We start from the raw sequence: 14,182 nt of genomic DNA on the forward strand, positions 1-14,182 counted from the left end.
ATCACGCTTAATTGCGCTTAGATATGTTAACAATATGCTTATCTTGGTTATTCATTATGACTTCTACTTAGCCGGGTTTCAAAGGGGATATTAACCTTTGATTCATAGTATGGTAATATATGATAAAAACTACTCCCTAAATTCTTCTGCCGGCATAACATATCTACTTTAAGAAGAGGTGTACAGCGTGTTTGAGCAAACAATTAATCCGGTAGACACCTGTGGGTGCGGGGATACTGGGTATTTAACTACCCGAAAAGTCCCTATCGACCTGGCTCACGGTGTCGGATACATAGAAAATGTTCCTGTCTATCAATGTCGTTCCAAATCCTGTTCGGAATTTACGTTGCCGCCTGAAGTCTCCAGACGCCTTGAAGATATTGCTGAACAAATGGAGGCAGACTGTTCTACGATTGCTGTTTACACTTGGAAATCGAATCAACCCGATACTAATCAGCCCATTCAACAATCCTATCAACAAATGCAAGCAGAAGCGTTTACCCTTCAATTTATAGGCCGTGAATATGCAGATGCTCATGTTGCCTTTGTAGTTCCTGGTCAGGCCATTTTCTTTCAAAGTACTATTGAAGACTCGGAATATTTTCTTTTACGCTATGAAACGAATCCATCATCAGAAGGCATCTGGTTCGACTTTTTAAAATTTTATTATAATGAACCGAATCTCACCTATGAGGGATTTGTAAAATGGTCTGAAGATGGATATTTAAAAGAACTTGGCAGTATCACTCTTGAAGAGGTGGAAGATACTCTGCTCGATGAATTTGGTGAAATAATCCAGTGAAATTTATTTAATAATTTGCAAACAGAAATGGAAATTCAATGGTGTGACAATAAGTTTTGGCACAACCCCTTAGTAAGGGATAAAGGCGGTGTGGGCATATACCTGCTCACACCGCCTTTATCTAGTTTTTAAGACTTCCACTTCTATAAGTGGGGGTGGGTTCTTCGTGAACTTCAGGTGGAGTAGAGTCCCCATCTGAAGCCCCGATGTTCAGTTTTTTATTAACGCTTAATGTCCTTTTTAGGGTCTCTTACATTTTGCCGACCTTTGGCCGAGTGTTTTTCATTTGTATGTGCCTTATGGTCAAGCTCCTTGCTTTGCTTAGGCTTCATCCCTGACCGTCTCGTGGTTTTCTTAGCGGACCTTTCCAAGTTTCCGGTGCCAGAACCCGCTTCTTTACGAGGCCGTATGAGGCATTGGGGACCGTAGCCGATTAGATCTTCCCGATGGGATCGCCGCAAAGCTTCTTCAACCAGTTCATAATTCTTAGGGTTTCTATACTGAATTAAAGCCCTTTGCATGGCTTTTTCGTGCATGCTGCGAGGCACATATACATTTTCCATCGTGCGGGGATCAATACCCGTATAATACATGCAGGTAGAAAGAGTTCCCGGTGTAGGGATAAAATCTTGGACTTGTTCAGGATTAACACCCATATCCCTCACATATTCAGCCAATTCTATGGCTTCTTTCAAAGTACTGCCCGGATGAGATGACATCAGATAAGGAACAAGGTATTGTTTTTTCCCTAATTGTTTATTTTCTTCTTTAAATCGCTGCACGAATTTCTCATAAACCTTTTTCCCCGGTTTGCCCATGTAGCGCAGCACTTCATCACTGACATGTTCCGGCGCCACCTTTAATTGACCGGAAACATGATGTTCGCATAGCTCACGAATAAATTTGGTTGTTTTATCTGCCAATACGGCATCATAACGAATACCTGAACGCACGAACACTTTTTTAACTCTCGGCAAATTTCGCAAGCGCCGTAATAAACTCAAATATTCCTCATGATCATGTTCAAGGTTTTCACAGGGCTTGGGAAATAAACATTGTCTATGGGAACACGTCCCTTTAGTCAATTGTTTTTGACAGGACGGACGGCGGAAATTAGCCGTAGGCCCTCCAACATCATGAATATACCCTTTAAAACGACTGTTCCAAGTCATCTGCTCAGCCTCTTGAATAATTGATTCGGGGCTTCTGCTCTGAATAATCCGTCCCTGATGAAATGTTAAAGCGCAAAATGAACAAGCTCCGTAGCACCCACGGGTGCTGGTCAAACTAAACTCAACTTCTTTAATCGCAGGTACCCCGCCCTTTTCTTCATAAGACGGGTGGTAAGTTCCCACAAAAGGTAACGCATAAATGGCATCCATTTCAGGTCGGCTCAAGGGAAGTGAAGGTCGATTTTGCAAGACCGCTTTGCGGTTATGAACTTGCAGCATTGGTTTGCCTCGAAAAGGGTCCTGTTGATTATATTGAACCCAAAATGATTCGGCATATTTTTTCTTGTCTGCCACTACCTCTTCAAAACCAGGAAGGACTATGACATCATTTGTACTATCCTCGAGACTGTAAGGAACCATTGTTCCCCTTACATCTGAGATTTGACTGATCGACTCTCCATCCTTGAGCCGCCTGGCCACCTCAGTAATCGGTTTTTCTCCCATACCGAAAACCAGCATATCAGCTTGACTGTCAATAAGGATCGAGCGACGAACCTCATTACTCCAATAATCATAGTGTGCAAAACGCCTTAAAGAGGCTTCTATTCCACCAATGATCACCGGAACTCCCGGAAGTGCCTCCCGCACTCTATTGGAATAGACGATTGTAGCACGATCCGGTCGAAGCCCCTCCTCCCCTCCCGGAGAATAGGCATCCTCATGACGTTTCTTTTTAGCGGCCGTATAATGGTTGACCATAGAATCAAGATTTCCACCGGTAACCATGCAAGCTAAACGAGGTTTACCCATAACCCTAAACGCCTGAAGATCTTTCCAATCGGGCTGAGCCAAGATACCTACATGGAAACCCTGATTCTCCAAAACACGGGCGATCACTGCAATCCCAAAGCTCGGATGATCCACATAAGCGTCCCCTGTAATTAACAGGAAATCAAGTTCGGCCCATCCCCGGGCTTCCATGTCCGTTCGATTTATCGGTAAAAAACTTCGTAAACGCATATTCTCACCTTTCTGCTATAACAGATACTATAGTTATGTCTAAGCACATCTCTCTTCCATTGAATGCAGTAAAAAGAAAAGAGGGGCCAACGGAACGGGCCACCCCCTCTATCTCTATCTATCTGTAATTGATAAATTGTAATTCGATTCCGAAGTCCTCTTTTTTTAGAAGTGCGATGGCCGCTTGCAGGTCATCTTTATTTTTACCGGATACTCGGAGTTCATCACCTTGAATCGAGCTAACCACCTTAATTTTACTGTCTTTAAGAACTTTATTGATCATCTTTGCCTTATCTTGAGCAATCCCTTGTACCATTTTCACTTCTTGTCGCAGAGTATCACCGGCAGCTGCTTGGGGTTTTCCATAGTCTAACGCTCTTAGAGAAATCCCACGTTTAACAAGCTTACTCTCCAGAATATCGACGACATTCTTTAATTTAAAATCATCATCAGAGATTAAAATAATTTTATCGTTTTCCAAGGTAATCGATGATTTACTGTTCTTAAAATCAAATCTCTGAGTCAGCTCTCTTTGGGCCTGCTGAACTGCATTGGAAACCTCAGGCAAATCCACCTTAGAAACAACGTCAAATGAAGAATCTTTAGCCAACCTTCTTCTCCCCTCAATCCTATAGTGTTTTCAAAGTTTCCGGCGTATAGATAACATTGTGCAGAACTTGTCCCGAATTCCCGAGGCTCGGCAACACTTTTCCATTTAAAGTTACTGTCAGTCCTCCGGCATTTCCTATCGTAACAAGTTCAATTTTGCTGGTACCTTTAACGACCCTAGTGGTTCCCGCGCCAAAAGTTCCCTGAAATACCGGCTGGCCATCGGCTTGAACAACAACCCAACAAGGCTGGGTGAACGCTAATTGAGCAGTTAAACCATCCTGTGTTGCCGCCGCAACCGAAGGAGGAGAACTTTGAGTTGCATCCTGAGCATTATTCTGACTAGGGTCCGGAGTATTGCTCGGTGTCTTATTCTGCTTTGGTGTTGAATTATCTGTCTGTGGAGGCGGCGTTGGCAGCGCTGAAGCCGAATAGGCAGCATTCGAGGGCTTCACGGGTGTTTTATGACTCCATTCCGAAACTCCGATGACGATGCCGATAGCCAATACAGCCATAATCCCTGCAACAAAAGGTCTGACCCAATTTGGTCTTCTCGTTAAAGGAATATGGTCGGGAGTTTCTAAAACCTTTAAAGTTTCCCGGGCTTCAGGGTTACTGTTATAGAGTTGAATGATCTCATCCGGGTTTAAACCTAAGTGCTTAGCGTAGGTACGTAAATATCCTTTAACATAAGTAGCTCCTGGAAGTATCCCATAATTCTCTTCTTCAAGTGCTTGAATATAACGAACGCGAATTTTGGTGGTGTCTTCGGTAAATCGTAGGCTCCATTGTTTCTCCTCACGAGCGGCCCGGAGCATTTGACCTTCTCCTGCCATGGTTACCCCCCCTTGTATTTTTAGCTTAAATCGAAGGCAGAAAAACTCATTGCAATATCCTCGCATCGAATTATGTCATCTTCGTGATGACGTATTTCAATGATAAAATCAAAGTCAATATCCAAACGCCCATCTCTTAAGAGAACATCTGGGTGTTCGATAATTTTCGGAGTTGGCATTTCCAAAACCTTTTGGATTAGGGACCAATGAGCATCGTTTCCTCGCGTCGTACTCGTAATTCCATCGATCAGAAAGACGCTGTCTGTTGACTCGTTGAGTAATAACTCTGTGCGTAAGGTTTGCCGAATGATTGTTGAAGATAATAAAGTCCAACGCTTGTTAGCATAAACGCAGGCAGCGATGGCCGCCTCTGTTTTTCCCACACGCGGCATTCCTCGAATACCAATGATTTTATTTCCGCCTTCAAGTAAAGTATCTCCTAAAAATCCAACGAGCACTCCTAATTCTTCGCGTACAAAGCGATAAGTCGGCGGATTAATTTCAGCCATGTCTAAGCGTTTACCATGGCGCAGGGCTATCCAATCTAACAATGTCGGTCTCCGGAAGGCAGTCATTTTGATAGCATCTACTTCCAGCAAGGCCTCATGCAGAGTCTGGATTTTAGTATCCGAGTGGGCCTCCAAAAGAAGCCCGCGCCGAGTTTGACCAATGCTGGTGACCGCCAAAATATTAAGATCCAACATGCCCATTAAGGTCGTCACAGCCCCCAACAGGCCCGGCTTATTTTGCTGAATGTCGTATTCCAAGTACATCAGGCTCTCTGCCTGCGTAGGCCATCTTTTCATCAAGATAGCGTTCCAACTCCCTTGACGCTTTAGTAGGTTCGCTATAATCAATAAAATATTCATACTCTGCGGTTGGATGATTCGGATAAGCATAAAGCCTGTCGTAATAGTCAATTAAAAGAAGTTCAGTAAAGGTCTCCAAGCGATTCGTTTCTAAAAGAGAACGTAATTCTTGAACTTTAACATGCCCTAGGGTCTTCACCAACCGTTCCAGTGCAATCCCTATCTCTGCACAAGCATTAGGGATTGCCGTATAATCCCGTATTAAACGCTGAACCCGATTTGGCAAACTATCATACTGCAGTATTTGAAGGCCTTGTTGCATGGCAGAGAAAAAAGATGTTGGCAAGGATACTCTGCCGATTCGTTTGCTTTCACATTCTACAATGACGTAGGGAAAATCCTTTAATGACTCTAATTCTTCATACAATAAGCCCTCAAATTTCTTCTGAGAGGGCGGTTCACCTAAACCCAAGGCACCAAAAACTGATCCCCGGTTGTTTGCTAATTGTTCAAGATCAATGGCAGGATACCCATCCGAACGCAATTTTCCTAGAAGCTCTGTTTTTCCGACGCCTGTGTTGCCACGAAGTACTACGACCTTAACAGGAAGCGGATTATCAAAGTATTCTACCACTTGATTACGGTAAGCTTTAAAACCTCCTTGTAAACGATAAGCAGGGATACCCATTAATTCTATGACAGTAGCAAGTGACTTACTACGCATGCCGCCTCGCCAACAAAAAAGCACTAAGGGACCTGATTTAGAAAGTTCCTCAACCTTTTTGACAAGATCAGGTAATTTAGGGCTAACGATTTCCAACCCAGCTTCGCGAGCAAGACTCGGCGATGCTTGAGTATAAATTGTTCCTATTTCAGCACGTTCTTGATTATTAAATAGAGGGATATTAACTGAACCAGGGATTGTTGCTTCTCCAAATTCTCCTTCAGAGCGTACATCAATCAAAACAGGATGATCTAGAGTTTTTAGCTCGTTAATATGTATCTCTTTTACCATAAGTATTCCTTTATATTCCTTTACAAAAAAGTAATTTTCTTTCTTATCATAAAGCCTAACAAATTTTTTTGCAACTCGCAACTAAAATGCAGCTTCATCATTCCATGGACCATACTTTAATTCAAATTGTCCCCTTGTCAGCAAAACTTCCCGTGGCTTCGAACCTTCATATCCTCCAACGACACCTTTATCTTCCAAAAGGTCCATGAGTCGTGCAGCACGAGTATATCCAATCCGTAAGCGGCGCTGCAGCAAAGAAACTGAAGCGGTACCACTTTCAATAAAAAGCTGAGCGGCCTGATAAAACAGTTCGTCTTCCATTTCATCCTTGGACACACTTCCGATGTCCATATTAGGGATTTCCTGATATTCTGGTTTCGCTTGATTTTGAAGGAATTCTACCACATTTTCAACTTCTTTATCGCCAAGATAGCACCCTTGTACCCGTATGGGTTTACTGGCACCCATTGGATAGTATAACATATCCCCGCGACCCATAAGTTTCTCCGCTCCATTCAAATCCAAGATTGTTCTTGAATCTGTTTGCGAAGAAACAGAAAAGGCGATTCGCGAAGGGATATTGGCTTTAATGAGTCCCGTTATGACATCAACTGAGGGTCTTTGAGTCGCTACGATTAAATGAATACCTGCCGCTCGTGCCATTTGAGCCAAACGGCAAATAGCATCTTCGACATCTCCCGGGGCAACCATCATTAAATCGGCTAATTCATCAATGATAACCACAACATAGGGCAGAGGCGGATGTTCATCCGTTTTTTCCTGTGAACGCAAAAAATTGTAACGAACAATATCTCTCACACCTGATGCAGCAAACAACTCGTAACGAGTCTCCATTTCCGTCACAATCCATTTCAGCGCTCCAGCCGCTTTGCGAGAATCAGTGACAACTGGGGCTATCAAATGGGGAATGCCGTTATAATTTGCCAGCTCCACCATTTTCGGATCAACCAGCAAAAACTTCACTTCATCAGGACGAGCTTTGAAAAGAATGCTGTGAATCAAGGTATTAATACAAACAGACTTACCTGAACCTGTTGCCCCGGCAATTAGAAGATGGGGCATTTTAGTCAAATCTGCTATCACCGGTGCCCCGGTGATATCTTTGCCTAAACATAAGATCAGCTTATTGTTCGAGCCCTGGAATTCAGGTGTTTCCAGAACTTCACGAAAATGAACCATAGCAATTTCCTTATTTGGCACTTCTATTCCGACAACAGATTTGCCGGGAATCGGTGCCTCAATGCGCACGTCTGCCGAAGCTAAACTTAAAGCAATATCATCGGCTAAATTAGTTATTTTGCTGACTTTTACCCCCGGCGCAGGCTGTGCTTCGTAGCGCGTGATTGCAGGTCCTTGAGTGACTTGAGTCACTTTAACTTTAACTCCAAAACTAGCAAGGGTTTCCTCAAGTATTCGCACATTATCCGTCAAATCTTTATTTAATCTTGGATTTTTTACTTTCAATGATTTATGCAGGAGCGAAACTTGCGGAAGTTGATAATTTCCGTCTTCATGAGTCTGCCGGGAAATAGGAGTACTGGTCACTTTTCCCGGTTGAGCCGATGTCCCTTTGGAACCTGCTCCATGAGAAGACGCACCATAAGGAGATGTGCCATTAGGAGATGCGCTACCGGGGGCTTTACCAAAACCCAATTGTCCCTTAGGAAGAGTTTCAGATACAATATCCTCGATCATGTCCTCACTGGGATTTTCACGGGGATCATCCAGAGTCTTAATGACGAGAGGACGTTCAATAATATCCGGATCCAGGACAGGTTTTGACATTGCGGATTTTTTAGAGTGTTTAGCATCTTTATAACGAAGATCCGATTTCGTTTCTTCACTTATTTCATTAGTTTTGCCGCTATCAGAATTATTTAGAGCCTCTCGGAAATCCTCAATGTGTTGTTTCATCCACACACCTGATTCTTTACCCACTTGACTAACCTCACGTACTCCCTTTATCAGAGAACGATTGGTAATCAGTAATGCCCCAATAATTGCCAACATAATTAAAATCACGTAACTTCCCAAAATCCCAACGGTTTCTTTTAATAAAAATACGATAGCTGCACCGATAAGGCCCCCTCCATGGCCAAGTTGTCCCTCATGTATAATATCGGAGCGAGAAAAAGCCTCTATTCCCGGTAATTGAAGGTGAAGAATTCCCAAGAAAACAAGCCAAAGAAGGAGCATCCCTCCAGTTTTTGGACCTAAGCGCGGAGTTTGCTTATTCATGTAAGCGATACCCAAAATTCCTAACATAATCGGAATTCCGATCTTTCCGTCTCCAGCTAACATAATCAATAGTTGGCTTATTTCTTTACCGACGACGCCGCTTCTCTGCGAGTAGAGCGAGACCATCCCTAAACAAGCCATACCAACAATACAAACTCCAATGACTTCTTTACGTATCGTTTCTGCTATAGTACCAGCTCTCATATCAATCTTTTTATTTACTTTGCGGCGTCCTCTTTTTTTCGCCACACTTAGTCCCCCAAACGTTTACTATTTTTTGCACTAGTGTAAATTCCACATAGATATGAAGTTTTCCTTTTTTATTGAAATTGCATTTTAAACCTGCGCTTCTCCCCATATTAAGAAAACTTGGCCGGTACCAGAAGACACTGTCTTCGTAGGTATTAGCCCTTCTTGCACTATACAACCGAAGATTATACTTACAGACAGTATAAAAAGCGGCTCTCGCCGCTTTTTATCTATAGTGTAACATAATCAATTAAGAAGAGCCAATCAAACTGTTCAATTCATTAAATGCCTCCTGAACACCTCCAACCGCTTGGATTAGTCCCGCTTTAACAGCTTCCTCCCCAATAAGGATTGTTCCAATATCCTGAGCTAACTCTCCGGTTTGGAACATCAACTGTTCTAATCTTTCTTTACTAATTTTTGAATGTGAATATATAAATTGATCAATTCGTTCTTGCATTTTTCTCAAATAATCAAACTGCTGATGACCATTAATTACTAAACCTGTGTAGCGTATCGGATGAACCGTCATTGTACCTGTCGGAGCTATAAGACTCTTGGTACAACTAACAGCAATGGGAATACCAATACTGTGACCACCGCCAAGAACTAGAGAAACAGAAGGTTTACTTAAACTGGTAATCATTTCAGCAATCGCCAATCCAGCCTCTACATCCCCACCCGCCGTATTTAATATAACTAAAATTCCTTCTGTTTTAGGGTTTTGCTCAACCGCCAGCAGTTGGGGAATTATATGCTCATATTTGGTCGTTTTAGATTGAGCCGGTAATATTTGATGGCCTTCAATCTGACCAATAATCGGCAAGCAAAAAATCCTTTCGGATACTTCAGGGACCTCAGTTTGCCCTAACTCTTTAATCGCGGTAGTGGCCTCACCAGCTTTAGATTCCTCTTCTTCATCGGATTTTATTGTATTCAAAAACACTGATAGTTTAACCCCCTTCACATTAAAGAACCTCAACTTGCAACTATTCCATGAATTTCATATGAATCTTATAAGGTTCTCTTTTAGTATGGAGGATTCTAACACAAATAATACTTCAGCGTGTTATTTAGAATTCTAAACTTTTGCTGAACCGCTTCACGGCAAACTATAAGGTTTTCGCAATAGGTCGTCCCCAAAGAATGCTGCCGTGAGACGAAGGTCGGATGAGGCTTAGGCGCATATCGACTCGTGACGGAAACTGCGGCAATACCCATGAACTTTTGTCCTGAAAAGTGATCAGAAGTCTTTTAAATCTAGACCTTTTTTACTGGGTGCCTTAATACTGTTTTTAACGTTTCGGGTGTCGTCTTTCGTGGGTCGCTTAAATAAATTTCATGATGACGCCGGATTTGACCGGAAGGCAGTGTTTCGGAGATTGCGCATATATAGCCATTACTCAAAAGGAATTGTTCCATTTTCCCAAGAGTAACCGGCTCACTATCATAGGGGCCGTTATGCATCATTTGCACACAGAGTCCCTCTGTCAAAGATTCTAAACGAGCTTTTGTGGGATCGATCTTAGGCTTTTTCTGTTTCAACACACTAACAGCCCAGTCAAAAACTTCTTGGGTGACAAATTCAGGTTGACGGATCATTGAGGTCCATTGAAATTTAGATTTATCTATTAACTTTGTACCGTCAAAACTATCATCCTTAAACCACCACAGTCCCTCCAGAGGCGGTACAACATATTCGAAATATCCCGCAGGTTGCTTTCCGCTCATCTTACTCATCTTAACGGCAAAGCTTAAACCATAAAGAATTTCCAAGGCTTCCTGATATTCTACAGAAGTATTTGGGTCCCCAGCACCATCAACCATAATAAAATTCATCGCCGGAACGTCAATAAGGACGGGCTTTTGTTTAGGTACATACAAATCCTTATATTCTTTTTTGTAATCAAATTTATCAGCCATATCTTAACCCTCCTGCTCAATGGGGATCACAATTTCTGTAACATACTTATTGGGATTACCTTTAAAAACCAAACCTGGTCCTTTATGATAAATCTCTCTCGAAGGCAGTATACAATTAAGGCTATGTTCCTTCGCATAATCTAGCACAGCCTTGTAAGCTAAATTCAAAGTTTCATAAGTCCCGACATGCATGGTGCAAATTGCTCTTATTTTGGGCAACTGTTTTGAATCAATCTTCTTTCCTGCCACCATCCCTTTAGTAGGAACGCAAAGTTCAATATCTGCCTCTTCCTTAAATTCGTCATCGTAATAGCAGCAAAACGGTTCACCGGAAGTTTTTCCTTTAGCCTCTTGATAGATCACGCCTATGTATTTTCCAACATCGCTATACTTCCCTTTAAATCGAATGGCTGCAACTGTCAGGGCATTGAATTCTTTAAGCTCAATTTTGTAGTTCATACAACTTACCTCCATCTTTTTCGGCTGAAGGTAAAGGTCAATTTTATTAATGAGCTCTTTTCCTTTATTGATCTGTTCAGCAATCATTTCTTGCTTCTCGGATAAATAATATGATAAATCATTATGACAATCACAATTGGCCATGATATCTCTAATTTCCGATATGGAAAAATCTAAATTACGCAATAAAATTACAACCTTTGCTCTTTCAAAATCATTGTCATCATAATAACGATAAGCGTTTTCGGCACGGTAAGACGGCTTCAAGATATTCTCTTCATCGTAATACCTCAAGGTCTTAACCGTTAAATTCGTAATTTTAGAAAACTCACTGATTTTATACATGACCTCACCTCCTTTGGAAGCAGTATAAACCCTCCACTGCAAGGGAAAGTCAATAGGTGTTTTCTGTAATTCTTCACAAGAACAAATCCTTATTTTTTTATCAACTCTTTCAGAATGTAAACGATTAAAAGAACTGGTGGTATACTGGCAAATAAAAGCATTCCAATCGCAGTAAGCGGGCCTATATACGTAAAGGAACATCTCCGTACACCTCTTTCTTATTCCCTTGTATCTATAACCCACATTCTTCGCAATTAAACAAGCTAAGCATCATTGCCATGCTAATCCAGAGTACCGGATCCTCAAAAAAACGTCCTTCTGATTGTGAACTAATAAAAATAGTCACAATCCATATAAAGTACCCTACTCCAAGGAGATACCGTTCAGTTCCATTTTGATCAAGTCTTCGTAAGCTTCGAAGAATCCGTATGAGAGCAAACCAAACCAACGCCAGTGCAGTTAGACCCATAAAGCCAAGTTCTGCTGCAATCGTTAGGAGGGTCGTATGGGAGAGAGTTGCACCTTCAACATACGGAATTACTGTCTTCATGTTTATATAATGGGTTTTAAACATCTTTTCAAATACACCCAAGCCAACCCCGAACATAGGATGGTCTGTAAACATAGTCCAGGCAACCTTTATCAAATACTTTCGTTGATCCAAAGCTCCCATCCCGTCCATGAAGGTAAGCAGACGATGCCGGACGAGCGGGCTCATTGCCACAATACCGGACCCAATGAGTCCTATTAGTCCAATTGGCTGAATCATCTGTTTACGTGGAATAAGCAGGATCATAAGAACTAAGATGATAACCAAAGTTAATTCTCCACTACGTGATAATGTTATAGCTAACGCTCCTAACAATGAAAAAAGCGAAACCAAATACACAACATGCTTCTTTGTTTCACGGTTAAAGTATTGAAGAACTAAATTTGCAACGATAGCCAATACGAGGTAGCGGGCAAAAATATTTGGATCAACAAAGGTTGCATTAACTCGAGCAATCTCTCCCTGAGCCAAATATTCTCGCCAGATAAAGTGACGCGTCATTCCTTCATAAAGCGCAAGTGGTACAAGAGCGACCCCAACCCAATGGACGACCTGAAAAGGAAGAAGGACTTGGTTACGTTCTGCAAGCAGAAAGGTGCCGAGATAAAGCAAAAATAATATTAGTAATCGAACCACTCCAACCGCCGTTTTTCCCAGATCAATAGTGTAAAAGAGGCTAAAGGCCCCAACTGCAATGTAAATTAACAAGGATCGAGACAGGAAACAATTTAGTATTACCTTTAGTTTTTGGCGTTTCTGAGGTTCTAACCAAAGTCGCCAGAGGGCAGACCCGAGGATTCCAACAGTGACGAGACGGGCAAGACTTATCGACTGTGAACCAAGTGGTCCCAAAGGTGGAAACCAGTCGATGGAAATGTCTAAAGCAACCGCCCCAGCGAGTAACGATGGCAGGATATTTGGTTTACTCCTTCCACAATGGCACACCATTCCAAAACAAAGAAGTAGAATTCCCCATTCTAAGAGGGTGAAACCCATGCTAATCCCCTCCTTCAGCCACCCTTTTGAGACCGATAACCAAGGTTAGACAAACTTAATGATAAAAATTTATTACTTTTTTCGGCTAATTTACATATTCTACCCAAAGGGTAGATACCCTTTTTCCTTCTATATTAACTTAACTTTTGTTTTTTATCTTTAAATCCTGCAAAGGTCAATATGTCCATTACCCGAATTTATTTTCCCAAATCTCCCGTTTTGTGAACAAAATTCATAAATATAGCTGCCTACTTTATGGATTTGACTTGGTGCTGAGCGTTGGAGATATTTCGGAGAATCAGCCCGGTATCAAGCGGAAGCAGACTTTGGAACACTTATACAGCATTTTTCCGAGTGACGTGGGGCATCAGGCGGCTCAGAAAATGTTTAAAAGGGTAAAAGAAGATCTGAAAACAGTTCAGGAACGCGCGCAGTGGGAGAATCTCTTCGAATCTGGTACAGCAATCATCCTGATGAAATGTGTGGACTCTATTGGTTCATGGGGCAGTTGAATCAGTGGAAAGCGCATGGTCAACGGGTTTCTATTGTCAAGTTGCCGGAAGGGGAAGCCGACGAAAAGGGAAATATCGTGCAGAAAAGCAGATGGGGGCAAGTTACTCCCGGAGAATGGCATCGGTATCTTGCCATGCAAAAGCCTGTGATACCGGTATTTGTACAAAGCTGTGCATCTCATTGGCAAGAGCTTCAAAGGGAGAACACACCTTTGCGGGCCACGCTGAATGGACAATTGATCAGTGTACCGGAAACCCTCTATGATGACTTTATCTTTCGTGAAATCGCAGCAGTATGCTTGGCCCTGGAACGAAAGGCGGATGAGCTTTTCGCTACACTGCGTCTCGTAACGCATTCTCCTGCAACGTGGATCGAACGGGTGGAACCCCGGTAGTTTTGCTATATATTTCTTGTTATAGACACAGATGGACTGCCATAATTGGCAGTCCATCGCTTGTTACCTGGCGATGACCTACTTTCCCAGGGGCTATGCCCCAAGTATGCTCGGCCCTGGAGGTCTTAACTTCCGTGTTCGGTATGGGAACGGGTGGAACCCCTCCGGCATGATCACCAGATCTCTGAGATTTTCAGTTTTCTTTTACAGAACCCTGCTCTCTCAAAACCA

12 protein-coding genes and 1 rRNA gene are annotated in these 14,182 nt (G+C 42.3%); 2 read left to right on the plus strand and 11 right to left on the minus strand.

What is annotated here, in order from left to right; all coding sequences use genetic code 11:
* Nucleotides 1-187: 187 nt before the first annotated feature.
* Nucleotides 188-802, plus strand: a complete 615-nt coding sequence (locus DESACI_RS15350; protein WP_014828114.1) for a hypothetical protein — start codon at nt 188-190, stop codon at nt 800-802.
* A 221-nt stretch (nt 803-1,023) separates the two neighbouring features.
* On the opposite strand, the gene DESACI_RS15355 is transcribed toward DESACI_RS15350, so the two are convergent.
* From DESACI_RS15355 to DESACI_RS15400, 10 genes are all read right to left on the minus strand, one after another.
* Nucleotides 1,024-2,994: a YgiQ family radical SAM protein gene (locus tag DESACI_RS15355; protein WP_014828115.1), complete on the minus strand. Its 1,971-nt coding sequence runs from the start codon at nt 2,992-2,994 to the stop codon at nt 1,024-1,026.
* 118 nt (nt 2,995-3,112) lie between these two features.
* Nucleotides 3,113-3,604: a YajQ family cyclic di-GMP-binding protein gene (locus tag DESACI_RS15360; RefSeq protein ID WP_014828116.1), complete on the minus strand. Its 492-nt coding sequence runs from the start codon at nt 3,602-3,604 to the stop codon at nt 3,113-3,115.
* A 19-nt stretch (nt 3,605-3,623) separates the two neighbouring features.
* The gene (locus DESACI_RS15365) at nt 3,624-4,439 is read right to left on the minus strand and encodes a helix-turn-helix domain-containing protein (protein ID WP_014828117.1); all 816 of its coding nucleotides are present in this window, start codon (nt 4,437-4,439) and stop codon (nt 3,624-3,626) included.
* Nucleotides 4,440-4,459: 20 nt separating this feature from the next.
* Nucleotides 4,460-5,212 carry a DUF3388 domain-containing protein gene (locus tag DESACI_RS15370; protein WP_014828118.1) on the minus strand — a complete coding sequence of 251 codons (753 nt, stop codon included), beginning with the start codon at nt 5,210-5,212 and terminating at the stop codon, nt 4,460-4,462.
* A complete protein-coding gene (mnmH, locus tag DESACI_RS15375; protein ID WP_014828119.1) occupies nt 5,181-6,263 on the minus strand; it encodes a tRNA 2-selenouridine(34) synthase MnmH in 1,083 nt (360 codons plus the stop codon). Before mnmH ends, DESACI_RS15370 begins: the two co-directional genes overlap by 32 nt.
* Before the next feature lie 81 nt (nt 6,264-6,344).
* Nucleotides 6,345-8,771 (minus strand): FtsK/SpoIIIE family DNA translocase, encoded by a 2,427-nt coding sequence (locus tag DESACI_RS15380; RefSeq protein ID WP_014828120.1) that lies wholly within the window; start codon nt 8,769-8,771, stop codon nt 6,345-6,347.
* 250 nt (nt 8,772-9,021) lie between these two features.
* On the minus strand, nt 9,022-9,711 hold the full coding sequence (locus DESACI_RS15385) for a ClpP family protease (protein WP_242833197.1): 690 nt from the start codon (nt 9,709-9,711) through the stop codon (nt 9,022-9,024).
* Nucleotides 9,712-10,031: 320 nt separating this feature from the next.
* Nucleotides 10,032-10,694, minus strand: a complete 663-nt coding sequence (locus DESACI_RS15390) for a GyrI-like domain-containing protein (RefSeq protein WP_014828123.1) — start codon at nt 10,692-10,694, stop codon at nt 10,032-10,034.
* Between the two features lie 3 nt (nt 10,695-10,697).
* The gene (locus DESACI_RS15395; RefSeq protein WP_041276556.1) at nt 10,698-11,498 is read right to left on the minus strand and encodes a MerR family transcriptional regulator; all 801 of its coding nucleotides are present in this window, start codon (nt 11,496-11,498) and stop codon (nt 10,698-10,700) included.
* A 232-nt stretch (nt 11,499-11,730) separates the two neighbouring features.
* A complete protein-coding gene (locus DESACI_RS15400) occupies nt 11,731-13,044 on the minus strand; it encodes an O-antigen ligase family protein (RefSeq protein WP_014828125.1) in 1,314 nt (437 codons plus the stop codon).
* A 433-nt stretch (nt 13,045-13,477) separates the two neighbouring features.
* On the opposite strand from DESACI_RS15400, the gene DESACI_RS15405 reads away from it, so the two are divergent.
* The gene (locus tag DESACI_RS15405) at nt 13,478-13,951 is read left to right on the plus strand and encodes a DUF1835 domain-containing protein (protein ID WP_242833066.1); all 474 of its coding nucleotides are present in this window, start codon (nt 13,478-13,480) and stop codon (nt 13,949-13,951) included.
* Nucleotides 13,952-14,016: 65 nt separating this feature from the next.
* Here DESACI_RS15405 and rrf read toward each other — a convergent pair.
* Nucleotides 14,017-14,132: ribosomal RNA gene (rrf, locus tag DESACI_RS15410) — 5S ribosomal RNA — on the minus strand.
* Nucleotides 14,133-14,182: the final 50 nt, after the last annotated feature.

Source organism: Desulfosporosinus acidiphilus SJ4, from assembly GCF_000255115.2.
GTDB classification, from domain to species: domain Bacteria; phylum Bacillota; class Desulfitobacteriia; order Desulfitobacteriales; family Desulfitobacteriaceae; genus Desulfosporosinus; species Desulfosporosinus acidiphilus.